Consider the following 21,361-nt stretch of genomic DNA (forward strand, 5'->3'; position numbering starts at 1 on the left):
GTCCTCTACATCCGTAGTGGCCAGTGGGTGGCGACGTTGACCACTCGTTTACAGTTGAACCAGAACACTCGTCGAGGCAGCCAGGAGATTCCCATGGTCATGCAGCCATTCAACGCCAAGCTCGGACCGGCCGAACACGAGCAGGCCTGGGCCGAGCTCGGCGAACGCGAGTTCGACGTCCTGGTCATCGGCGCCGGCGTCACCGGCGCCGGCATTGCGCTCGATGCAGCGACCCGCGGACTGCGCACCGGACTGGTCGAGGCGCGCGACTTCGCCAGCGGCACCTCTTCGCGCAGCAGCAAGCTCTTCCACGGCGGGCTGCGCTACCTCGAACAACTCAACTTCAGCCTGGTGGCCGAGGCGCTGAAGGAACGCGAGTTGATGCTGACCCGCATCGCTCCCCACCTCGTCCACCCCGTCCCGTTCCTGTACCCCCTGTCGCACCGCGGCTGGGAGCGTCCGTACGTTGCGGCCGGGTTGACCATGTACGACCAGATGGGCGGTGCCCGCTCGGTGCCGCGCCAGAAGCACCTCACGCGCGGCGGTGCCCTGAAGCTCTTCCCCGGCCTGAAGTCCGACGCGATGGTCGGCGCAGTGCGCTATTTCGACGCCCAGGCCGACGACGCCCGACACACGATGATGGTCGCCCGCACCGCCGCACACTACGGGGCGGTCGTGCGAAACAGCACCGAGGTCGTCGAGATCGTCAAGGAAGCCGACCGGGTCGTCGGTGCGGTCGTGCGCGATGTCGACACCGGCACCACCCAGACGGTGCGCGCCAAGGTCGTCATCAACGCCACCGGCGTCTGGACCGACGACGTGCAGAAGATGAGCGGCGGACGCGGACGCTTCCGAGTGCGCGCCAGCAAGGGCGTGCACATCCTCGTTCCGCGCGACCGCATCGCAGGCGAGGTCGGCCTTATCCTTCGCACCGAGAAGTCGGTGCTGTTCGTGATCCCGTGGGGCCAGCAGTGGATCATCGGCACCACCGACACCGACTGGGCGCTCGACGTCGCCCACCCGGCGGCCACCAAAACCGATATCGAGTACATCCTCGAGCACGTCAACGAGGTGCTGGCCACCCCACTGACCAAGGACGACATCCTCGGTGTCTATGCCGGGCTGCGCCCGCTGCTCGCCGGCGAAAGCGAGTCGACCAGCCAGTTGTCTCGTGAGCACGCGGTCGCCCGTCCGGAGCCCGGTTTGATCTCGATCGCCGGTGGTAAGTACACGACCTACCGGGTCATGGCCAAAGACGCCGTCGACGCCACTGCCGAAGACCTCGGCCAGATCAAGGACTCCGTCACCGAGAACGTCCCGCTCATCGGGGCCGACGGCTACCAGGCGATGCTCAACCTCAAGGGCGAGCTCGCCGCCGAGACCGGGCTGCCCGAGTGGCGGGTGGAGCACCTGCTGGGCCGGTACGGATCGAAACTGCACGAGGTGCTGGCACTCGGCGAGGAGGACCCGTCGCTGCTCGAGCCGGTGACCAACGCCGAGGCCTACCTGCGCGCCGAGATCAAGTACGCCGCGACCCACGAAGGCGCGCTGCACCTCGCCGACGTGCTCACCCGGCGCACCCGCATGTCGATCGAGACCAAGCACCGCGGCACCGAAGCCGCCCAGGAAGCAGCCGACCTCATCGCACCGGTGCTCGGCTGGGACGACGCGAAGAAGGCACACGAGGTCAACGCCTACCTGGAGCGGGTGAAGGCCGAACGCGAAAGCCAGGAACTCACCACCGACGAGGAGTCCGACGCACGCCGCAACGAGGCGCCGGAGACCCGTCCGGGCATGCGCCAAGTGCTCGCGACTCGATAACCGCTGCCAGCATCGAACAGTGATGGGCGAGCAGCGCGGTTGCTCGCCCATCACTGACTTGTCATAGAAATCGCACAGGAATGCAATAGCTGTCGGCTAGCTGTGAAATGCACACTGGTCTCATGGCAAACGCTCCTGCCCTCACCCGCGTCGACGGCTCGCCGGTGCGCGTCCTCGTGGTCGACGACGAGTCGAACCTCACCGAACTGCTCGGCATGGCGCTGCGCTACGAGGGCTGGCAGATCCGCACCGCGGCGACCGGCACGAGCGCGGTGAAGACGGCGAAGGAGTTCGAGCCGGACGCCGTCGTGCTCGACATGATGTTGCCCGACTTCGACGGACTCGAGGTGCTGCGCCGGATGCGCGACAGCGACCCGTCCCTGCCGGTGCTGTTCCTCACCGCGAAGGACGCCGTCGAGGATCGGGTGGCCGGACTCACCGCCGGTGGCGACGACTACGTGACCAAGCCCTTCTCGCTGGAAGAGGTTGTCGCTCGGGTTCGCGCCCTGATCCGACGCTCCACCCAGATGGTGCAGGAATCGTCCTCGGTACTTCGGGTGGGTGACCTCACGCTGGACGAGGACAGTCACGAGGTGATCAGGGACGGCGCCGAGATCTCTTTGACCGCAACCGAGTTCGAGCTATTGCGGTTCATGATGCGCAACCCGAAGCGGGTGCTGAGCAAGGCGCAGATCCTCGACCGGGTGTGGCACTACGACTTCGGTGGGCAGGCGAACGTGGTCGAGCTCTACATCTCCTACCTGCGCAAGAAGATCGATGCCGGGCGCGAGCCGATGATCCACACGATGCGCGGCGCGGGCTACGTGCTGAAACCGGCTAAGTGATCCACGGGTGACCCTTGTCTCCCCCGGCCGCTGGACGCTGCGCACCAAACTGGTCGCAGGCGTCCTGTTGCTGTTCTTCCTGGTCACGGCCACCGTCGGCGCGTTGACGGTCTGGCAACTGCAGCGGACGCTGCTCGGCCAGGTGGACGAACAGTTGACGAGTTCCCATGCTGCTCTGAGCAATTCGGGCGACCGAGCCGGACCCGGACCACAAGGGCCGCAGGGAAGTGTCGCCGGCGGCTCGATGCTGCGCCTCGACGTGCTCGCAGACACCTCGACCCCGACGGTCTCGCGTGACCCGGACACCGACAAGTACACCCCGGACGCCTGGATCAACGCGCCCGGCAAGCGAACCCGCCTGTCTCCCGCCCAGATCGACCAACTGCTCGCGGTCGGCCTCGACTCGAACCCTCGGACGGTGCACGTCGACGACGCGGGCGACTACCGGCTGATTGCCGTCCGGCATCCGCAGCGGGTGATGAAGGTCGACACCGGCGAACGCTCGACCGAGCAGGTGGTCACGATCATGGGGTTGCCGCTGGAGCCGGTGCGGGAGAACATCGCGAAGACGGCGTTCTCGGTCGGGCTGCTCAGCGGGCTCGGCGTGCTCATCGTCGGCCTCGGGAGCGCATTCCTCATCCGGCGCAACCTCGAACCACTGCGCCGTGTCGCGGGCACTGCGACGAAGGTGTCCCAGTTGCAGCTGTCCCGCGGTGAGGTCGACATCGTCGAGCGTGTCGACCCGCGCGACACCGACCCACGCACCGAGGTGGGTCAGGTCGGCCACGCGCTGAACAACCTGCTCGACCACATGGGCGCTGCCCTGAGCACCCGCCAGGCGAGCGAGACCCGCGTCCGCCGTTTCGTCGCGGACGCCTCGCACGAACTGCGGACCCCGCTCGCGTCCATCCGCGGTTACGCCGAACTGTCTCGTCGCGAACCCGAGCCGGTGCCCGATTCGGTCACCCACGCCCTCGGACGCATCGAGTCCGAGGCGACCCGGATGACCGCGCTCGTCGAGGACCTGCTGCTGCTGGCCCGACTCGATTCCGGACGCCCGCTCGACCGCGAACCGGTCGATCTGTCGATGCTGCTCATCGAGACCGTGAGCGATGCGCAGGTCGCCGGACGTGACCACCGGTGGAACCTGGATCTGCCGCAGGACGCGGTCGAGATGATCGGCGACGAGGCACGGCTGCGTCAGGTGATGATCAACCTGCTGGCGAATGCGCGACGCCATACGCCGGCCGGCACGACCGTGACGGCGGGTGTCCGCGAGTTCGAGGACCACGTGGAACTGATGGTGCGCGACGACGGGCCCGGTATCGATCCGGACCTCGTGCCGCACATCTTCGAACGCTTCACCCGTGGCGATCGCGCGCGTACCCGCACCGAAGGGTCGACGGGTCTCGGTTTGTCGATCGTCGACGCGGTGGTGGGCTCACACGGCGGTGCCGTGTCGGTGACGTCGCGGCCCGGCGACACGATCTTCCTGATCCGGCTGCCTCGATGAGCCCCCGCAGAACGAGACAAGGGCTCCCCGGTCGGGGAGCCCTTGTCGATCGGCGGAGGCGGCGGGATTTGAACCCGCGTGCGGCTTTAAGACCGCTCCCGCTTAGCAGGCGGGCGCCATAGACCTGACTAGGCGACGCCTCCTCCGCTTGCCGTGCGATGTCTCACGTTGCTCATCGAGCAACGACGAGGCACCATGGACGGCAGCCCGGTCAGGCTACCCCGCTACGGCGAGTACCTGCAAAATGGGTTCGAGGGGGGAACCAACCGCAGTACCGTGCACGTCGTCCCTTACAGGGGATTGTCGTGCAACAGAACATCCGGAGAACGACCACAGCCTGAGCGGCCGCGCCCACGAGGACGGCCGTACGACCAGCGTGAGAAGGAATCGATGTCGACCGAGGACCGCAATGTGTCCACCGAGGACGACGCTTCCACGCCCACACGCGACGGCCGGGAGTTGAGCCGGCACGAAGTACGGCAGGTGCGCTCCGAGCAGTTGAAGCGAGCACTGGCCCTCACCGGTCTGTCGACCATCTGGCCCGGGATCGGGCTGCTGCGCACCCGGCGCAAGTGGCTCGGAGTCGTCCTGGCTCTGGGCGCTGCGGTGACGGCCATCGTCCTGGGGTTCGTGCTGTTCAGCGGCGGTGTGCTGGCCGGCGCGGCCAAGTTCGCCACCAAACGGGGTCTGATCTCGCTGCTCGTCCTGATCGCCATCGGTGCCCTGGTCTGGATCAGCGGCATTTTGTTGACGGCGAAGGAGACGTCCGGACGCCGGTGGACCTCGAAGATGCGCTGGGCGCTTCGCGGTTTCACCACGCTGATGGTGCTGATCGTCGCCGTGCCGGCCGTGCAGGCAGTGCGTTACGTGACGGTCACCCGCAGCGCGTTCGACAAGATCTTCACCGACCGGTACGAGGGACGCGGCGGCCCTGCACGCGGTCCCGGGACGGGTTCCGATCCGTGGAAGTCGGTTCCTCGGGTCAACATGCTGCTGTTGGGCTCGGACGCCGGCACCGACCGGTACAAGCAGCGCACCGACTCGATGATGGTCGTCAGCATCGACACCAAGACCGGTGACACCACGTTGATCTCGATCCCACGCAACCTGCAGAAGGTGCCGTTTCCCAAGAACAACCCGATGCACGCCCTGTTCCCCAAGGGTTACGACTGCCCTGAGCGCGGTGGCGCCGGCGCCGAATGCATGATGAACGGCGTCTGGGTCGAGGCCGACAACAACAAGGACAAGTTCCCCGCCGACGAGGCCAACCCCGGTCTCGACACCACGCGCGAGGTCATCGGCGAGATCGTCGGTCTGCACATCGACTACACCGCGGTCATCGACATGTCGGGCTTCCAGCAACTCGTGGACGCGATGGGCGGCGTCTACATCACCGTCCCCGGTCCGCCCCCGGGCATCCCGATCGGCGGGAAGGTCGTCAACGGCTACGTCGTCCCCGGCAGCATCACCGGTTACATCGCGCCGGGCTATCAGAAGCTGGACGGTCGCAACGCTCTCTGGTACGCCCGCAGCCGCGTCGCCGGCACCGATGACGACCGCATGCGTCGTCAACGCTGCATGGTGAACGCTCTTGTCTCCCAGACCGATCCGTTCAAAATGGTCACGAAGTTCACCGGCATCATGGAAGCTGCCGGGCAGAACATCCGTCTGGACGTCCCCCAGGACGAGCTCCCTGCGTTCGCCGAACTGGTGGATCGCATGAAGAGCGGCAACTCGCGCACGGTCAACGTCACCGACTCGGTCAAGCACTACAACCCCGACTTCGCGAAGATCCGCTCCATGGTCAAGACCGCGATCAACACCCCGCACGACCCCAAGGCCCCGAAGGCGGGCGCGACCGCTTCGACGTCGAGCCCGACCTCGTCGTCCAGCCCCACGACGTCCTCCCCCACCACCGAGCCGTCGAGCAAGTCGACCAGTGTGAAGCCGGTCACGGACACTGCGGAGCACTGCTGACGGGCAGCTGCCGGGCACCTGAAACGCCGAGAGGGATCGATGAGCGCACGCACAGTCCTGGCAACGACGACCGCAGGGTTGATGATCGCCGCCGGAGCCGGGGGCTACATGCTCTGGAACGAACGTTCCGAGCAGCAGGAGTTGGACGAGGCCGCTCGTAACGCAGCGACGAGCTTCGCGAGCGCGTGGTCGGACCGCAAGCTCGACCGGGCGAGTTACGTCGGCACCGAACCCGCCGCCGCTGCCGAGGACTTCCGCACGACCACGGCGCAGTTGGGCAACGGCAACGTCCGGACCTCGATCTCCGGGTTCGAGCGCAACGGCAAACGCGCCACGGCTGTTGTCAACGTCGCTTGGACCGTCTCGGGCGGCCGGACGTTCAGCTGGGTGAACCCGATCGAGCTGGAGAAGTCCGGCGACAGCTGGGGTGTCGTGGCGAACAACCGCTCGCTCTGGCACCCCAAGTTGCAGGCGAACGACGCATTCGTGGTCGATCTGGACAGCGGCCTGCGCGGGGAGATCCGCGGCCGGGACAACGCCGCGATCATGACCAACCAGTCGGTGTATGACATCTCGCTCGACCCGACCAAGGCCACCCTCGACTCGGCCCGGCGGCTGGAGAACACCACCGGCGTCGGCGGTCTGCGCGCCAAGGTGACAGCGGCGAAGGCTTCCGGGTCGAAGTCCACGATCGATGTCATCACCTACCGCAAGGACGACTACGAGGAGCGATCGTCGGGCATCCGCGACCTTGCCGGGGCGATCGTTCGTGAGCGAAAGCAACCGCTCGCAGCCAACCGTACGTTCGGGCAGCCCCTGCTCGGCGCAGTCGGCCCGGTCACTGCCGAGATGCTCAAGAAGGACCCGAGCACTTACCGGTCAGGCATGTTCGCCGGCACCTCGGGGCTGCAACGACAGTACGACGGGGTGCTCCTGCCGAAGGCCGGGCTGAAGATCTCGGCGAGGTCCCAGCCTGATGCGGTGCTCTTCGGCGCCGGCGCACAGGACGGCAAGAACCTGGGCACCACCCTCGACCCGAAGGTGCAGACCGCTGCGGAGAAGGCGCTCGACTCGCTGCCGGAGGGGTCCGTGGGTGCGGTCGTGGCGATCGACGTCCCGACGGGAGGCATCCTCGCGGCCGCCAACGCACCGACGTACGGGCTGGAGCGGGCCGTCACCGGTCGCTACTCACCCGGATCGACCTTCAAGATCGTCTCTGCGTACGAGCTGCTGAAGAAGGGGCTGAATCCCGACACCAAGGTGGCCTGCCCGCAGGAGACGAAGATCGACGGCCGCGCCTTCCGCAACTTCGAGGGTGAGACGCTCGGCGATCCCAGTTTCCGCGACGACTTCGCGCACTCCTGCAACACCGCCTTCGTCAACTCGACGAAACCGTTCGGTGCGAGCGATCTGCAGCAGGCGGCTTCGCTGTTCGGGTTCGGAACCGACCTGAGCAAGTCGGTCGGCGTCAACGGGGCCTACAGCGGCAGCGTCCCCGCGTCCGCCGGGCCAACCGACACGGCGGCGATGACGATCGGGCAGGGACGCATCCTTGCTTCACCGATGATGATCGCGAGCGTTGCCGCGTCCATCGCGCGCGGCAGCTACGTGCCGCCGGTTCTGGTCACATCCCCCGCCCAGGGCGGCGACCGGACGCCGAAGCCGTTGGATGCCGGGATCGTCAACTCGATCAGGCAGATGATGCGGCTGACAGTCACCGACGGCACCGCCACGCTCGTCGAGGGCGTGCCCGGCGGTGAGGTCCACGCGAAGACCGGCACGGCGGAGTTCTTTGAAGGTGGGAAAGCCGGTGCCCACGCCTGGTTGGCCGGCTGGCAGGGCAATGTGGCGTTTGCCGTCCTGGTCGCCGATGTTCCGGCCGGTAAGGGTGGCGGCACGGTCGCGGCGCCGGTCGCACGCGACTTCCTGTCCCTGCTCGCGCGCAGCTGACGCCGGCCGAAGACACGAAACCGCCCCGGCAGATGCCGGGGCGGTTTCGCTGGTGAAAGTCTCAGATGTTGCTTGCCATCACCATACTGAGGTGAACTCAGACCGCGACGACGTTGCTCGCCTGCGGGCCCTTGTCGCCCTGGGTGATGTCGAACTCGACGCGCTGCGCTTCCTCAAGGCTGCGGTAGCCCTGGGTCTGGATAGCGGAGTAGTGGACGAAAACGTCCGGGCCGCCACCATCCTGCGCAATGAAGCCGAAGCCCTTTTCCGCGTTGAACCACTTGACGGTTCCTTGTGCCATGCGGGGTAACTCTCAATCTGTGTACGGTTTCATTCCCACCAAGTCGGCAGGAACTGTGTTGCCGAAACCGCCCCCGAACATGCAAATGCCCACCTGTCGGCGGGCACTTCGTCTTACGAGGAACTGCAACTGCAACGAGACTGACGTTAGCACGGGCTGGCCGATAGGGCACGGTCGAAGAAAACCGAAAATGTTCAAGAAATGGTCAAGGACGCCGAAATTCACCCCGCAGGCGACCGCGGGCGAGGCGAAAATGAACGTCCGGCGAACCCTGCATGACCCTGCATGACTGTGGGGTCGCCGGACGTCCGGTTCGCGCGACAGGACCTACCGGGTTCAGGAATACAGCGGCCGCTCCGGGTCGGCGGGGTCTGCGTGAGTCTCCTGGGTCGGCTCTGCGGAACTGCGCTCCTCCCGCTCGAACAAGATCGTGCCGTCATTGGTCGAGATGGTCAGCGGTGCTGCACCCTCACCCACCAATTGCTCTGCGGTGCGGTCGATCTCGACCGGAGAGATCTCGACGCCGATGCGCTGGAAGCTGCGTTCGAGCTCTTCGCGCAGGATCTCCTTGTCGGCGTCAGGATGGTTCTCCGAAGCGTCGACAAGGACCTGGACGTACGCCTGCAGCTGCCCCTTGGACAACGAGTCGACGAAACCCTTGTTGAGGACGACGGTGCGCCCGATCGGTGCGTCATTCATGTTCGATCACCTTCCGCTGTGGTTTTGTCCGATCGTCGCAGACACGGCGTCGTGATCGGCCCTTGCCGGTCACTGTGGTTCGGCGCACACTGCCGCATCTGACCCGTCCCAGGACGGCCAATCGGAACCGGGGCTGTGCCACGATCGACAGGAGTCCGGGTTCGCGCAGCGCTCGGACACAGTCGCCCGAGGAATGAGGGATCCCTATGGCTCACGACAACTCACCGCACGAGGCCCGCCGCATCTCCGACGAGGAACTTCAGCGCCTCACTCGCGCAACCGTTCTCGACAGCGAGGGCGAACGCATCGGCGGGGTCGATCAGATCTACGTCCACGACACCACCGGTCGCCCCTCCTGGGCCTGCGTGCGTACCGGCCTGTTCCGCACGCGTGAGTCGTTGGTGCCGCTCGACGGCGTCGACCTCGGTGGCGATGAGATCCGCGTGCCGTTCACCCGGGACGTGGTGAAGAACTCACCCCGCGTCGACTCGGACGACCACCTGTCCAGCAGCGAGGAAGGCGAACTCCACCAGTACTACCGCCGGCACGGCTGGCAAGGTTCAGCCGGCTCCCGGCAGGACGAGGCCGGCGAGGGTGTGAGCGCCGAGAACACGGACGCCGATCGACGCGCCGGTCAAGCAGCCGCCGCCGGGGCAGCAAGCGGCGCGGCCGTCGGGTCGAGCGACGAGCGGGAAGCCCGGACACCGGCGACTGTCGGTGATCCGGACGCCGTCTCCCGCGGTGACGGTGTGTACGCGGGGACCACGACGTCGTCCGACGACTACCCGGTGACGGTCGAGTCCGCCGAAGAGATCGAGGCGCACGACGCACCGGACGAGGCACTCGTCGACGAGAAGCCTCAGAACGAGGCGGCGGTCGCCGGCGGTGCTGCGGGCGCGGTGCCCGACTCCCCCGGTGATGCGTACACCGGCGCAGGACGCGAGCACGCCGAGGCGACGCCGCGCTCGATCGGAATCGATGACGACAACCCTGACGGCGATCTGCCGGGCGTGCACCGCTCGACGCCGGATGTGGAGCAGGAGCAGGAGCTCCCGGCGACGGACATCCCGGCGGCGGCGGTCGAGCCCGGCCCCCACGACGGACCGTTCCCCGGCGGGGCTCGTGCCGACGGCACCGGCGGGCGACGGGTCAGCGACTACGACGAGGTTCGTGACGGCGGGTACGGCATCGGCTCCGCCGCTGCGATCGATGACGGCGCGCAGCCGCTCGGCCACCCGATTCGCGCCTGGCAGGACACGATGTCCTTCCGTGGCGGATCGGAAGCCGAGTGGGAACGCGACGCCGACGTCTGGTTCGTGGACGAGACCGCCGCGCAGAACGCCGGCTTCCACCCGGCCGACTGAGCTCGGTCAGAAGTCGACCGCCTTCGTCGGCTGGCTCGCGGTCCGCAAGGCTGCGTCCAGGGCAGCGACCGCTCCCTCGCTGGTTTCCCTGACGAAGCCGGCAGCGTGCCGTGCGCCGAGCGTCTGACCCCCGAGCCAGACAGCACCGAGGTCGACGATGTCGAGACTGAGGTCGGCCTCGCCCGCCGCCGGCTCGAGGGCACCCGTACCGTCGGCGTCGACCACCCAGTGCCAGACACGGTCGTTCTCTTCGATGAGCTTGTCCTGCACAGCGATTCGGACGTCGCACGGCGCGGCGAACCCACGTTCGGCGATAGCGGCGGACAGGTCGACGATGCGCAGCCACAACGAGTCGGTCACGCCGCTGCCGAGGCCACGCGGCGACGGGCTCCACAGCAGCAACGGGTCGTCCAGCGGCATCCAGTTGATGGCCGAACCCATCAGGTCGAAGTCGACGAGTCGGCGCATCAGCGCCAGGCGCGCACCGGTGTCGGTCGAACCGAACATGAACACGTCGATCTCACCGCCGGGCAACCCGTCGTCCCATTTGTGGGTGCGGCGCAGCAAGGCGTAACCGACGTCCTTGCCGTCCCGCGTCGCCCACAGCAGACGGTTACGCTCCCTGTCCCTGCGCTGTTCGGGTATGTCGGTGAGCAGCCGTCGCAGGTCATCGATGTGACGGACCACTGCTCCGCAAGCACCCTCGACGGCGCAGCGGCGCATCAGTGCGTGTAATCGCTGCGCGTCGTCGGGGGAAGCAGTCCGGAAGGTCGTGCGGGTTGCGTCCGCCAGATCGGAAACCTCTGAGGGAGCGGCGAACTGGGCGCCCCGGCCGAACTTCGCCTTGAGTGACTGCGCAGCCAGGCCGTAGCCGAAGCGTCCGTAGATGCCGGGCTCGGACGCCTTGAGCGCGGCGAGTGAACGGCCTTCGTCGCGCGTCCAACGCAGGTGGTGGCGCATCATCGCGCTCAGGACGCCCCGGCGACGGTGGTCGGGGTGGACGCCGACCCAGGTGAGGCCCTCGGCCGGCACCAGGCGACTCCCGGTCATCCCGCTCGGCACCGCCAGCTCGATGTCCCACGACGCGCTGATCCCGGCGAGTTCACCGTCCTGCTCGGCTGCGAAGCCGGCCCGTGTCGGGGTGTTCTGCAGGCGATCCTGCCGATCGCCGGCTTCGTCGTCGGCCCAGACGAGTTCGTCCGCAGCCAGGAACCAGTCGGCGTCGCCCGGTTCGATCCGGCGGATGGTGGTGTCGCTCATGCAGTCACGCTCGCAGACGCACGTGCGCGCAGCAACCGGTTAACGAGCCGCGAGGTACCAGGCCGGCAGTTCACCCGGACGCAGGTCGGTGGTGTCGTCCGGACGGGTGAGGGTCAGTACCGCACGGACGATCTCAGGACGTTCCTGCAGGTCGTCGGCGATGCCGGCGAGGGTTCGCGCGAGATGCGGCTCCGGGCGGTCGCCGATCAGGTCGACGGCGGCCACCAAGTACAGCTGGTCTGCCCCGATCCACTCCATGCGCAGGTAGCTGACCCGTTCGACCTCGGGGTGATCGAGCAGTCCGGCGAGGGCCGCGTTCCGGACCAGCGGCGTGACGTTCTCGCCGGTGAGGAAGTCCATGTTGCGAGCGATCAGAAAGACCGCGACGACGCCGAGCAGGATGCCGACGACGATCGAGCCGATCGCGTCCCAGATCGGGTCGCCTGTCACCTGATGCAGACCGATGCCGCAGGCGGCGATGATCAGGCCGATCAACGCCGAAGCGTCCTCGGCGAACACCGCGCGCAGCATGGGGTTGGACGTGATGTGGATGTACCGCAGCGGCGCGAGCCGCCGTTGGGCCGCGTTCTTGCGGGTCTGCCGCAGGGCCTGCAGGAACGAGGTTCCTTCCAGCACGAACGCGATGGCCAGCACGACGTACGCCCACAGGTAGGACGGGGTCTCCTGCTCGGTCGCGCCGAGCGACTGGATGCCGTGCCAGATCGACACCGCGGCACCCACCGTGAACAACCCGAACGCGGCGAACATCGACCAGACGTAGCCGACGCGGCCGTAACCGAGCGGGTGATCGTCGTCCGGTTTCTTGGCAGCCTTGCGGGTGCCGATGAGCAGAAAGACCTCGTTGCCGGTGTCGGCCCACGAGTGCGCAGCCTCGGCTATCATCGAGGCCGACGCGGTGATGACTGCGACGACGGTCTTGGCGATCGCGATCAGCAGGTTCGCGGCGAACGCGACGATGACGGTGAGCAGCGACTCGTCCTTGGTCGCCGCCTTGGCGTCACTGCCCACGCGACAGCCACTCGTCGTAGAAGTCGGGCAGCTGCGAGGCGCGTCCTTGGTACTCCGCAGCACGCTTGCCCAGGAACGCTGCCACACCTTCCTTGCCGTCGCCGACACTCGTCCAGAACATCGCGAGCGAATCGACGCGATGTGCCTCGACCGGGTGCTCGTAAGCGCTGTTGCGCCGGATCATCTGGCGGGTGAGCGCAACGCCGACCGGCGACCGACCCTTCGTCCATCGGTCAGCCAATTCCTTTGCAGCACCGAGCAACTCATCGGTGTCGTGCACGCCGTTCGCAAGACGCCGAGCGACGGTCTGCTCGGCGTCCAGAATGTCGGCAGAAAGCATGAGGTCGATCGCGTCGGCCATGCCGACGATGCGCGGTAGGAACCAGGTGGATGCCGCCTCCGGCACGATCCCGATCCGGCCGAACACCAACCCGAACCGCGCCTTCTCCGACACCAGACGCGCGTCCATCGCCAACGTCATCGTCGCGCCGATCCCCACGGCCGGACCGTTGATGGCCGCGATCACCGGCTTACGGCAGTCGTGGATGGCAAGCGTCACCCGTCCGCCGGTGTCGCGCACCTGTGCAATCCGCGGATCGGCCAGGTCTTCCATGTCTGCCAGGCCCGGGCGCTTGGACTCATCGAGCCCGAAGACGTTGCCACCCACCGACAGATCCATACCGGCGCAGAAGGCCCGCCCGGCACCGGTCACGATCACCGCGCGGACGTCGTCGTTGTCGTTCACCTCCCGGAACGACCGCTCGAGCTCGTCGGCCATCGTCACCGTGAAGGCGTTCAGCTGTTCGGGACGGTCGAGGGTGATCGTCAGGACCCCGTCGTCCAGGGTGTGGGTCAGCGTTTCGTAACTCATGTCGAGCCCTTTCAATTGCCGGTGACGAGACCGGCGACCAGGTTGATCGTGGTCGCGAGGATGACTGTGCCGAACAGGTAGAACAGCAGGCTGTGCCGCAGGACGACCGACCGGATGTCCGTGCTGGAGACGTCGGTGTCGGACACCTGGTAGGTCATACCGAGGTTGTGACTGAAGTAGAAGAAGTCACGGTACGCGGGCGGTTAGCAGCGACCTCATGGCCCCATCATGCTGCTCACTGGCTCCGGCAGTGGTTCAGCGGACCGGTCGGTGGGTTGTTCCGGCACCCTTTCCCACACGTCGTGAGACGACCACCGCCCCGACGAAAGCTCCCAGCGTTCCGAGCACCTCGTCACCGAGCGTGTCCTGGATACCGAAGTGTGGCGCCGCAGAACAGCGAGACGCCAGATGCTGCACGGCGAGTCGAATGCCTCGCGCCCGACCCGGTGCGCCCGCCCAGACCTACGCTGGCGCAATGGCACCCATCGACCTGATCATCGTCCGGCACGGTCAGTCCGTCGGCAACGTCGCGGCCGAGTCCGCCGAGCGCGCCAAGTTGGAGCGCATCGACGTCCCGGTGCGCGACCCCGACATCGAGCTGTCCGAACTCGGCCACGAGCAGGCCGCAGCGGTCGGGGCATGGCTGTCACGACTGGACGAGTCCGAGCGTCCGGACATCGCGTGGACCAGTCCGTACCGTCGCGCCCGCCAGACCTTGCAGACCGCACTCGACGGCGCGGGGCTCGAGGTCGACATCCGGGTGGACGAGCGGCTGCGCGACCGCGACATGGGAATCACCGACATGTTGACCGCGGCCGGCATCCGCGAGAAGTACCCCGAGGAAGTGGAACGCCGTAACTGGATCGGCAAGTTCTACTACCGGCCCCCGGGTGGTGAGTCGTGGGCCGATGTCACGCAGCGGGTCCGCAGTGTCCTCACCGACATCCGCCACCTGGTCGGCGAGGGCACCGTGCTGATCACCGCCCACGACGTGGTGAACCTGCTCTTCTGTTACGTGGCCGAGGGCCTGGACGAGGAGTCCGTGCTCGACCGGGCGCGCACGAATCCGATGGGCAACGCCGCGATCTGCCGACTGCGCAGTGACGAGGAGTCGCCGACCGGATGGACGGTCGTCGATTACAACCTGAACGAGCATCTGCGCGAGGAGAACGTGCAGGTCACCGCCCAACCGGGCGCCTCGGATGAGGTGGGTGCCGGCAATGACCAATGACGCTGTCTCGCAAAAGATCCCGGACGACGCACGCGGCGGCTCGCGCGAACAGCCTCGGCTGATCACGCCAGAGTTGCTGCGTTCGTGGACCCTGCCGGAGCCGTCCGGCACCAAGTACAGCCGCGGCCAGGTGTTGGTCGTCGGCGGCGACCGCGCCACGCCCGGCGCGGCGATGCTCGCCGGACTGTCGTCGCTGCGGATGGGTGCCGGGCGCCTGAGCCTGGCGGTGGCTGCGTCCATCGCGGCGCAGGTGGCGGTGGCCGTCCCGGAGTCCGGTGCGACCTCGCTCGCCGACGACTCCGAGGGAGCGATCACCGGCGAGCAGGTCGAGCAGCACCTGACGAAGGATCTCGAACGTGCCGACTGCGTGCTCGTCGGCCCGGGCCTGGGAAACCCGGACGGTGCCGGCCGCTTGCTGAGCGAGATCGTCCGACTGCTTCCGGACGACGTGCCGATCGTGTTGGACGCGTTCGGCGCGACTGTGCTGCCGGACCTGTCGACAGCCGAGCGCGACCGGTTGTCGGGACGACTCGCACTCACCCCCAACCGAGGCGAGCTGGCCCACCTGCTCGACGAGGACGAGGTGGACGAGGATCGCGTGGCCGAGGGCATCATCGACGCCGCAGGTCTGTACGGCGCTGCGGTCGGCTGCGACACCTGGATCACCGACGGTGACGGGCTGTGGCAGGTCACCACCGGCGACACCGGCCTCGGCACCTCGGGCAGCGGCGACGTCGTGGCCGGCGCGGTTGCCGGTCTGCTCAGCCGCGGCGCCGGACTCGTGCAGTCGCTGGTGTGGGGGAAGTACGTGCACGCGGCGGCGGGCGACGCGCTCGCTGCCCAGTTCGGACGCGTGGGCTACCTGGCCTCGGAGATCCCGCCACAACTGCCGCTGGTGATGCGCACCCTGCGTGGGGACTGATCGGCGGAGGGCGTGGGATTCGAACCCACGAAGCCGGGGTTACCGACTTAGCGGTTTTCAAGACCGCCGCACTAGGCCACTATGCGAGCCCTCCATGCTCCGGGTGACCGGAGCCCGCCCATCCTAGGTCACCGCCGGTCCGGGATTCGCGTTCAATGCCGACAGGGCGCAGGCCCCAGCCGTCCTGCGCCGATCAGTAGGGTCGTCCGCAGGACGAGAGGAGACCCGATGGGAAAGATTTCCTTCCTCGCCGGGTTCGCCGCCGGTTATGTGGCCGGTGCGCGGGCAGGCGAGCAGCGATACGAACAGATCAAGCTTCAGGCCGGTAAGGCCTGGCAGCACCCGGCCGTCCAGCAGAAGAAGGACGAGGCCACCCAGACGCTCAAGGAGCGTGGCCCCGAGGTTGCTGCGGCAGCTGGCCAGGCGGCCATCAAGGGCGCGGGCACAGCCGCGAAAAGTGCTGTGGCGGCTGGATATTCGGCTGCGAGGCATGGCAAGCCCGGTGAAACTGTGGAGGGTGAACTCGCTGCAGGCGACGACGCCGGCGTGGCACCGTCCGCCGACACCGACAGCGGCTCGACCAAGCAGACGTCCACGACGCTGTCGGACGACGCCAAGCTGCCCAAGACCGACCCCGGCTTCGACGCCAACTGAGGGCCCGGCCTCAGCGCGTCGGGTTGACGTCACGACGCCTTCCCGTACGGTGAAGCCGACGGCACACCCGCACAAATCCGCGGTTTTTCGCGGTTACTGTGGTGAACTGCCAACGCTACGGGGGTAACCACGCAGCGAAACAAGTCAGACGGAGACATCGAGTCCCGTCCTGATTAACACAGACAAGGAATATCGATGAACAAGACTGACCTCGCCAGCACGATTGCTCAGCGCACCGGCGTCAGCGTCAAGGACGCCAACGCGGTCATCGGCGGTCTCAATGACGTCATCCTCGAGGCTGTTGGCCGCGGTGAGAAGATCCAGCTGCCGGGTCTGCTGACCATCGAGGTCGTGGACCGCGCCGCTCGCACCGGCCGCAACCCGCAGACCGGCGAAGCGATCGAGATCGCCGCGTCGAAGGCCGCCAAGGTCACCGCGGGCTCCAAGCTCAAGGCTGCCGCGAAGGGCTGAGTCCCCCGCACCACGTCGAAGGCCCGCTCCCATGATGGGGGCGGGCCTTCGTTCATGCGTGTGCGACTGTTGACCTCTGCTCAGATGTAGAGCGCCGGATCCGCGAAGGGGTCGAGCGCAGCGGCCGGCTGGTTGGGCCGGACGACGGCGGGGACCCCGACCGCGGTGGACTGCGCCGGCACGTCCTTCACCACGACGGCATTCGCGCCGACCGCAGAACCGGCGCCGACGGTCACCGGACCCAGGATGCGAGCGCCGGCTCCGACGGTGACACCGTCCGCCAGCGTCGGGTGGCGCTTCACCTTCGCGAAGGTGCGGCCCCCGAGGTTGACGCCGTTGTACATCATCACGTCGTTGCCGATCTCGGCCGTTTCGCCGATGACGACCCCCATCCCGTGGTCGATGAAGAACCGCTTGCCGATCTGCGCGCCGGGGTGGATCTCGACACCCGTCACCGCGCGGGATGCCTGGGAGAGCATGCGCGCCGGCAGCTTCCAGCGTCCGCCGCGCTTCCACATCGAGTGTGAGACGCGGTGTGTCCAGATCGCGTGCAGGCCGGGAGAGGCGAGCGCCATCTCCACTCGCGAGTCGACCGCCGGGTCGCGGGCGATGGCCGCGTCCAGGTCAGCGCGAACCTCGTCGATCGCTCGACGCAGCGGCGAACCGCTGCTACGGCGGACTCCGCTGCCGCCCGTCAGAACCACCATCGGTTCACTCCTTGCATCTGACACGGGAAGGACAACAGCCGCAGCGCACGGACGATTCCGTACCGCGCGCCACGGCCGGCGGATCAGTCGAGAATGCCCTCGAAGAGGATCGTGGACAGGTAGCGCTCACCGAAGCTGGGGATGATCACGACGATCGTCTTGCCCTTGTTCTCCGGCCGCGCAGCGACCTGGGCCGCAGCAGCGAGCGCTGCGCCCGAGGAGAGGCCGACCAGCAGGCCTTCCTGGGTGGCGGCCTTGCGGGCCCACTCGACGGAGGTGGCCGCGTTGATGTCGATGACCTCGTCGTAGATCTCGGTGTCGAGGATCTCGGGGACGAAGTTGGCGCCGATGCCCTGGATCTTGTGCGGGCCGGGCTGGCCGCCGTTCAGGATCGGGGACTCCTCCGGCTCGACCGCGACGATCTGCACGTCCGGCTTGCGCTCCTTGAGCACCTGACCCACACCGGTGACGGTGCCACCGGTGCCGATGCCTGCGACGACGATATCGACCTTGCCGTCGGTGTCGCGCCAGATCTCCTCTGCGGTGGTCTCGCGGTGCACCTTCGGGTTCGCTTCGTTCGCGAACTGACGAGCCAGCACGGCGCCCGCACGCCCGGCGACGATCTCGTTCGCCTTGTTCACAGCGCCCTTCATGCCCTCCGAACCAGGAGTGAGGACGAGTTCTGCGCCGAACGCCTTGAGCAGGCCCTTGCGCTCGGCGGACATCGTCTCGGGCATCGCCAGCACGACCTTGTAGCCCTTGGCCGCGCCGACCATCGCCAGTGCGATCCCGGTGTTGCCCGACGTCGCCTCGACGATCGTCCCGCCCGGCTTCAGTTCGCCGGACTCCTCGGCGGCCTTGATGATGGCGGCACCGATGCGGTCCTTCACGGACGCGCCGGGGTTGTTGAACTCGAGCTTGGCCGCGACGGTCACGCCGGGCTCGTCGATGATCCGGTTGATCTTGACCAGCGGAGTGTTGCCGATCGCCTCGGTCACATCGTTCAGGATGGGCACAGTGATTCGCCTTCTGTCGTGAGCCGAAAGGCTCGGGTCAGTCGTCCAGTCATAACGTCCTCCCCGTTATGACTATTCCAATGCCAGGTTATATAACCGGGGAGCACGGACGCCACCCCGTCACAGTCCCTGAGACGCGTCGACTCGGATGGAAGATCGACCCTGCCCCGGTAGGTCGGATCTTCCACTTCGTTGATCCGCCCGGCAGCGCCTGTGCATACCGAGACTGCGATATGCGCGCGACTTGACGTCCAGCCTGACAAACTGCGATGGAAGATGGACCCTGTCCGGACGGGGTCGATCTTCCATCGAGAACCGACGCCGAGTACTTGCGAGTAACCGATCGTTAGGATGCGTGCATGTCCCCGCTGCAGATCGTCTCCATCGTCCTGACCCTCGGGATCACCCTGGTCGGGGTCGCGATGGTCGCCCGCGCCGTCCCGCAGATCATGTCCGGCTTCAAGCTCGGGCGCCCCGAGAACCGCGGTGACGCCAAGGGCAGGCGCACGGCGACGATGCTGCGGGAGATCTTCGGGCACACCCGGATGTCGCGTCTGCCGATCGTCGCGATCGCGCACTGGGTCACGATGATCTCGTTCATCATGCTGTCGCTGGCGGTGCTCCAGTCCTACTTCCAGGTCTGGGACCCCACCTTCATGCTGCCGCTGCTCGGGTCGTTCTTCCTGTGGGGCTGGGCGAACGAATTCCTCGGCTGGGCCGGACTGCTCGGCATCCTGTGGTTGATCTGGAACCGCCGAAAGAACCACCCGGGACGCTCCGCCGGACACGACGGCCGCAAGTCCCGCTTCTTCGGCTCGACCTTCTGGCAGGCCTACTTCGTCGAGCTGGTCATCGCGATCGAGATCATCTGCGTGGTCACGCTGCGCGGCCTGGAGTACGCCCTGGACAAGACCGGCTCGGGCGAGCACGCCGACGTCCTGCACTTCCCGCTGACGTTCTGGTTCGGCGAGTGGTTCACGAACATGGGCCGCGAGGGAATCAAGCAGTTCATCGTGGTGATCTCGGTGATCAAGATCGTCACTGCGATGGTCTGGCTGATCACGATCTGCCGCAACCTGACGATGGGTGTCGCCTGGCACCGCTTCCTGGCGTTCTTCAACATCTTCTTCAAGCGCCACCCCGACGGCCGCACCTCGCTCGGCGCACTGGAGCCGATGAAGGTCGACGGCAAGCCGGTCACGCTGGAGTCGTTGGAGGAGATGGACGAGGACACCACCTTCGGTGTCGGCAAGGTCGAGGACTTCACCTGGAAGGGCCTGCTCGACTTCTCCACCTGCACTGAGTGCGGACGTTGCCAGAGCCAGTGCCCCGCCTGGAACACCGAGAAGCCGCTGTCGCCCAAGCTGCTGATGATGACGTTGCGCGACAACGCCGCTCACCGTGCACCGTTCATGAAGGCCGGCGTCTCCGGTGGCGACAACAGGGAGAACGGGGAGAACGCCCCCGACGTCCTGGGCGCGACGCTGATCGGCGACACCGGGTACGACATCGACAGCCCGCTTATGGCGTACAACCCGCACGGTCCGGACGCGGTCATCGACCAGGACGTGCTGTGGAGCTGCACCACCTGCGGCGCCTGCGTCGAACAGTGCCCGGTCGACATCGAGCACGTCGACCACATCGTCGACATGCGCCGCTACCAGACCCTCATCGAGTCGGCCTTCCCGAGCGAGCTCGGTGGCCTGTTCAAGAACATGGAGAGCAAGGGCAACCCGTGGGGCATGTCCGCGCGGGCCCGCCTCGACTGGGCCAAGGACCTCCCCTTCGAGGTCAAGGTCTTCGGCCAGGACGTCGAGTCGCTGTCCGAGGTCGATTACCTGTTCTGGGTCGGTTGCGCCGGTGCATACGAGGACCGCGCGAAGAAGACCACCCGCGCGGTGGCCGAACTGCTCGACCTGGCCGGGGTCGACTTCGCCGTCCTCGGTGACGGCGAAACCTGTACCGGCGACTCCGCCCGCCGTGCCGGCAACGAGATGCTCTTCCAGGCTCTGGCCCAGCAGAACGTCGAGACCCTCAACGGGGCCGGCGCCAGCAAGATCATCGTCACCTGCGCACACTGTTTCAACACGATCAAGAACGAGTACCCGCAGGTGGGTGGCGAGTACGAGGTGCTGCACCACACCCAGTTGCTCAACCGCCTCGTGCGCGAGAAGAAGCTGACCCCGGTGACCCGTCCCGGCGAGACGCCGTCGTCCGTGGGCGCTGCGTCCACCGGTAAGTCCGTCACCTACCACGACCCGTGCTACCTGGGCCGTCACAACAACGTGTACGCCCCGCCGCGTGAACTGATCGGTTCGCTGCCCGGCGTCGAGTACCGCGAGATGGAGCGCAGCGGCGAGAAGTCGTTCTGCTGCGGCGCCGGCGGTGCGCGCATGTGGATGGAGGAGAAACTGGGTTCGCGGATCAACCTCAACCGCACCCAGGAGGCCGTCGCGACCGGCGCCGACCGCATCGCCATCGGCTGCCCGTTCTGCCGCGTGATGCTCACCGACGGTCTGACCGCCGAGCAGTCCGAGGGCAACGCCCGCGAGGACGTCGAGGTCGTCGACGTGGCGAACATGCTGCTGGCCGCGGTGAAGTCCGGCGACTGACGGACAGTTGAAGGATCGAGGGTCACTCCGTTCGGGGTGGCCCTCGGTCCTTTCTGCTGTCCACAGCCCGGTCGGTGCCGCTGCTGTGTTCACAGGCTTGCGCGGACGCGTGGTGCCG

18 protein-coding genes, 2 tRNA genes and 1 pseudogene are annotated in these 21,361 nt (G+C 67.1%); 11 read left to right on the forward strand and 10 right to left on the reverse strand.

Going from position 1 to position 21,361, the window contains the following annotated elements; translation table 11 throughout:
- The first annotated feature begins 93 nt into the window (after positions 1-93).
- From ACYU8W_RS15000 to ACYU8W_RS15010, 3 genes are all read left to right on the forward strand, one after another.
- Positions 94-1,821 (forward strand): glycerol-3-phosphate dehydrogenase/oxidase, encoded by a 1,728-nt coding sequence (locus tag ACYU8W_RS15000; RefSeq protein WP_499470293.1) that lies wholly within the window; start codon positions 94-96, stop codon positions 1,819-1,821.
- 122 nt (positions 1,822-1,943) lie between these two features.
- The gene (locus ACYU8W_RS15005; RefSeq protein ID WP_129624275.1) at positions 1,944-2,666 is read left to right on the forward strand and encodes a response regulator transcription factor; all 723 of its coding nucleotides are present in this window, start codon (positions 1,944-1,946) and stop codon (positions 2,664-2,666) included.
- Between the two features lie 7 nt (positions 2,667-2,673).
- Positions 2,674-4,179 (forward strand): sensor histidine kinase, encoded by a 1,506-nt coding sequence (locus tag ACYU8W_RS15010; RefSeq protein ID WP_499470295.1) that lies wholly within the window; start codon positions 2,674-2,676, stop codon positions 4,177-4,179.
- A gap of 53 nt (positions 4,180-4,232) precedes the next feature.
- On the opposite strand, the gene ACYU8W_RS15015 is transcribed toward ACYU8W_RS15010, so the two are convergent.
- A tRNA-Ser gene (locus ACYU8W_RS15015) sits at positions 4,233-4,322 on the reverse strand.
- A gap of 247 nt (positions 4,323-4,569) precedes the next feature.
- Between ACYU8W_RS15015 and ACYU8W_RS15020 the strand changes: the two genes are divergently transcribed.
- Both ACYU8W_RS15020 and ACYU8W_RS15025 read left to right on the forward strand, forming a co-directional pair.
- Positions 4,570-6,156, forward strand: a complete 1,587-nt coding sequence (locus ACYU8W_RS15020; RefSeq protein ID WP_499470297.1) for an LCP family protein — start codon at positions 4,570-4,572, stop codon at positions 6,154-6,156.
- Positions 6,157-6,195: 39 nt separating this feature from the next.
- Positions 6,196-8,106, forward strand: a complete 1,911-nt coding sequence (locus ACYU8W_RS15025) for a penicillin-binding transpeptidase domain-containing protein (protein ID WP_499470299.1) — start codon at positions 6,196-6,198, stop codon at positions 8,104-8,106.
- 97 nt (positions 8,107-8,203) lie between these two features.
- Here ACYU8W_RS15025 and ACYU8W_RS15030 read toward each other — a convergent pair whose 3' ends face one another.
- Both ACYU8W_RS15030 and ACYU8W_RS15035 read right to left on the reverse strand, forming a co-directional pair.
- Positions 8,204-8,407, reverse strand: coding sequence for a cold-shock protein (locus ACYU8W_RS15030; RefSeq protein WP_129624281.1), 204 nt, complete (start codon positions 8,405-8,407; stop codon positions 8,204-8,206).
- Positions 8,408-8,743: 336 nt separating this feature from the next.
- Positions 8,744-9,106 carry a hypothetical protein gene (locus tag ACYU8W_RS15035; protein ID WP_129624283.1) on the reverse strand — a complete coding sequence of 121 codons (363 nt, stop codon included), beginning with the start codon at positions 9,104-9,106 and terminating at the stop codon, positions 8,744-8,746.
- 206 nt (positions 9,107-9,312) lie between these two features.
- Between ACYU8W_RS15035 and ACYU8W_RS15040 the strand changes: the two genes are divergently transcribed.
- Positions 9,313-10,470: a PRC-barrel domain-containing protein gene (locus ACYU8W_RS15040; protein WP_499470302.1), complete on the forward strand. Its 1,158-nt coding sequence runs from the start codon at positions 9,313-9,315 to the stop codon at positions 10,468-10,470.
- 6 nt (positions 10,471-10,476) lie between these two features.
- Here the strand turns inward: ACYU8W_RS15040 and ACYU8W_RS15045 are convergent, their stop codons facing one another.
- The 4 genes and pseudogenes from ACYU8W_RS15045 to ACYU8W_RS15060 form a co-directional block, all read right to left on the reverse strand.
- On the reverse strand, positions 10,477-11,730 hold the full coding sequence (locus ACYU8W_RS15045) for a GNAT family N-acetyltransferase (protein WP_499470304.1): 1,254 nt from the start codon (positions 11,728-11,730) through the stop codon (positions 10,477-10,479).
- A gap of 39 nt (positions 11,731-11,769) precedes the next feature.
- Entirely contained in the window at positions 11,770-12,759 is a 990-nt protein-coding gene (locus tag ACYU8W_RS15050) for a cation diffusion facilitator family transporter (protein ID WP_499470306.1), read from the reverse strand.
- Positions 12,749-13,630, reverse strand: coding sequence for a crotonase/enoyl-CoA hydratase family protein (locus ACYU8W_RS15055; protein ID WP_141927441.1), 882 nt, complete (start codon positions 13,628-13,630; stop codon positions 12,749-12,751). Before ACYU8W_RS15055 ends, ACYU8W_RS15050 begins: the two co-directional genes overlap by 11 nt.
- Before the next feature lie 11 nt (positions 13,631-13,641).
- Positions 13,642-13,821 (reverse strand): annotated as a pseudogene (locus ACYU8W_RS15060) (DUF1345 domain-containing protein); the annotation flags it as partial.
- Between the two features lie 284 nt (positions 13,822-14,105).
- Between ACYU8W_RS15060 and ACYU8W_RS15065 the strand changes: the two are divergent.
- Positions 14,106-14,861, forward strand: a complete 756-nt coding sequence (locus tag ACYU8W_RS15065) for a histidine phosphatase family protein (protein WP_499470308.1) — start codon at positions 14,106-14,108, stop codon at positions 14,859-14,861.
- Positions 14,851-15,783 (forward strand): NAD(P)H-hydrate dehydratase, encoded by a 933-nt coding sequence (locus ACYU8W_RS15070; RefSeq protein WP_499470310.1) that lies wholly within the window; start codon positions 14,851-14,853, stop codon positions 15,781-15,783. The genes ACYU8W_RS15065 and ACYU8W_RS15070 overlap by 11 nt, the downstream gene beginning before the upstream one ends.
- 4 nt (positions 15,784-15,787) lie before the next feature.
- Here ACYU8W_RS15070 and ACYU8W_RS15075 read toward each other — a convergent pair.
- Positions 15,788-15,877, reverse strand: a tRNA-Ser gene (locus ACYU8W_RS15075).
- A gap of 134 nt (positions 15,878-16,011) precedes the next feature.
- Here ACYU8W_RS15075 and ACYU8W_RS15080 point away from each other — a divergent pair.
- On the forward strand, positions 16,012-16,437 hold the full coding sequence (locus tag ACYU8W_RS15080) for a hypothetical protein (protein ID WP_141927437.1): 426 nt from the start codon (positions 16,012-16,014) through the stop codon (positions 16,435-16,437).
- Positions 16,438-16,632: 195 nt separating this feature from the next.
- Entirely contained in the window at positions 16,633-16,908 is a 276-nt protein-coding gene (locus ACYU8W_RS15085) for an HU family DNA-binding protein (RefSeq protein ID WP_168990111.1), read from the forward strand.
- An 80-nt stretch (positions 16,909-16,988) separates the two neighbouring features.
- On the opposite strand, the gene epsC is transcribed toward ACYU8W_RS15085, so the two are convergent.
- Together epsC and cysK are read right to left on the reverse strand one after the other, a co-directional pair.
- Positions 16,989-17,615, reverse strand: coding sequence for a serine O-acetyltransferase EpsC (epsC, locus tag ACYU8W_RS15090; protein ID WP_141927436.1), 627 nt, complete (start codon positions 17,613-17,615; stop codon positions 16,989-16,991).
- Between the two features lie 83 nt (positions 17,616-17,698).
- The gene (cysK, locus tag ACYU8W_RS15095) at positions 17,699-18,631 is read right to left on the reverse strand and encodes a cysteine synthase A (RefSeq protein WP_129624303.1); all 933 of its coding nucleotides are present in this window, start codon (positions 18,629-18,631) and stop codon (positions 17,699-17,701) included.
- A 359-nt stretch (positions 18,632-18,990) separates the two neighbouring features.
- Here cysK and ACYU8W_RS15100 point away from each other — a divergent pair, with 359 nt between their 5' ends.
- Complete coding sequence (locus tag ACYU8W_RS15100) at positions 18,991-21,243, forward strand: (Fe-S)-binding protein (protein ID WP_499470313.1); 2,253 nt, start codon at positions 18,991-18,993, stop codon at positions 21,241-21,243.
- Positions 21,244-21,361 lie beyond the last annotated feature (118 nt).

Source organism: Yimella radicis, from assembly GCF_054778255.1.

What these genes read in the sequence shown, in the direction of transcription:
- ACYU8W_RS15000 (WP_499470293.1), top strand. Translation starts at nt 94, where the DNA reads ATGGTCATGCAGCCATTCAACGCCAAGCTCGGACCGGCCGAACACGAG.
- ACYU8W_RS15005 (WP_129624275.1), top strand. Translation starts at nt 1,944, where the DNA reads ATGGCAAACGCTCCTGCCCTCACCCGCGTCGACGGCTCGCCGGTGCGC.
- ACYU8W_RS15020 (WP_499470297.1), top strand. Translation starts at nt 4,570, where the DNA reads ATGTCGACCGAGGACCGCAATGTGTCCACCGAGGACGACGCTTCCACG.
- ACYU8W_RS15025 (WP_499470299.1), top strand. Translation starts at nt 6,196, where the DNA reads ATGAGCGCACGCACAGTCCTGGCAACGACGACCGCAGGGTTGATGATC.
- ACYU8W_RS15030 (WP_129624281.1), bottom strand. Translation starts at nt 8,407, where the DNA reads ATGGCACAAGGAACCGTCAAGTGGTTCAACGCGGAAAAGGGCTTCGGC.
- ACYU8W_RS15035 (WP_129624283.1), bottom strand. Translation starts at nt 9,106, where the DNA reads ATGAATGACGCACCGATCGGGCGCACCGTCGTCCTCAACAAGGGTTTC.
- ACYU8W_RS15040 (WP_499470302.1), top strand. Translation starts at nt 9,313, where the DNA reads ATGGCTCACGACAACTCACCGCACGAGGCCCGCCGCATCTCCGACGAG.
- ACYU8W_RS15045 (WP_499470304.1), bottom strand. Translation starts at nt 11,730, where the DNA reads ATGAGCGACACCACCATCCGCCGGATCGAACCGGGCGACGCCGACTGG.
- ACYU8W_RS15055 (WP_141927441.1), bottom strand. Translation starts at nt 13,630, where the DNA reads ATGAGTTACGAAACGCTGACCCACACCCTGGACGACGGGGTCCTGACG.
- ACYU8W_RS15065 (WP_499470308.1), top strand. Translation starts at nt 14,106, where the DNA reads ATGGCACCCATCGACCTGATCATCGTCCGGCACGGTCAGTCCGTCGGC.
- ACYU8W_RS15070 (WP_499470310.1), top strand. Translation starts at nt 14,851, where the DNA reads ATGACCAATGACGCTGTCTCGCAAAAGATCCCGGACGACGCACGCGGC.
- ACYU8W_RS15080 (WP_141927437.1), top strand. Translation starts at nt 16,012, where the DNA reads ATGGGAAAGATTTCCTTCCTCGCCGGGTTCGCCGCCGGTTATGTGGCC.
- ACYU8W_RS15085 (WP_168990111.1), top strand. Translation starts at nt 16,633, where the DNA reads ATGAACAAGACTGACCTCGCCAGCACGATTGCTCAGCGCACCGGCGTC.
- epsC (WP_141927436.1), bottom strand. Translation starts at nt 17,615, where the DNA reads ATGGTGGTTCTGACGGGCGGCAGCGGAGTCCGCCGTAGCAGCGGTTCG.
- ACYU8W_RS15100 (WP_499470313.1), top strand. Translation starts at nt 18,991, where the DNA reads ATGTCCCCGCTGCAGATCGTCTCCATCGTCCTGACCCTCGGGATCACC.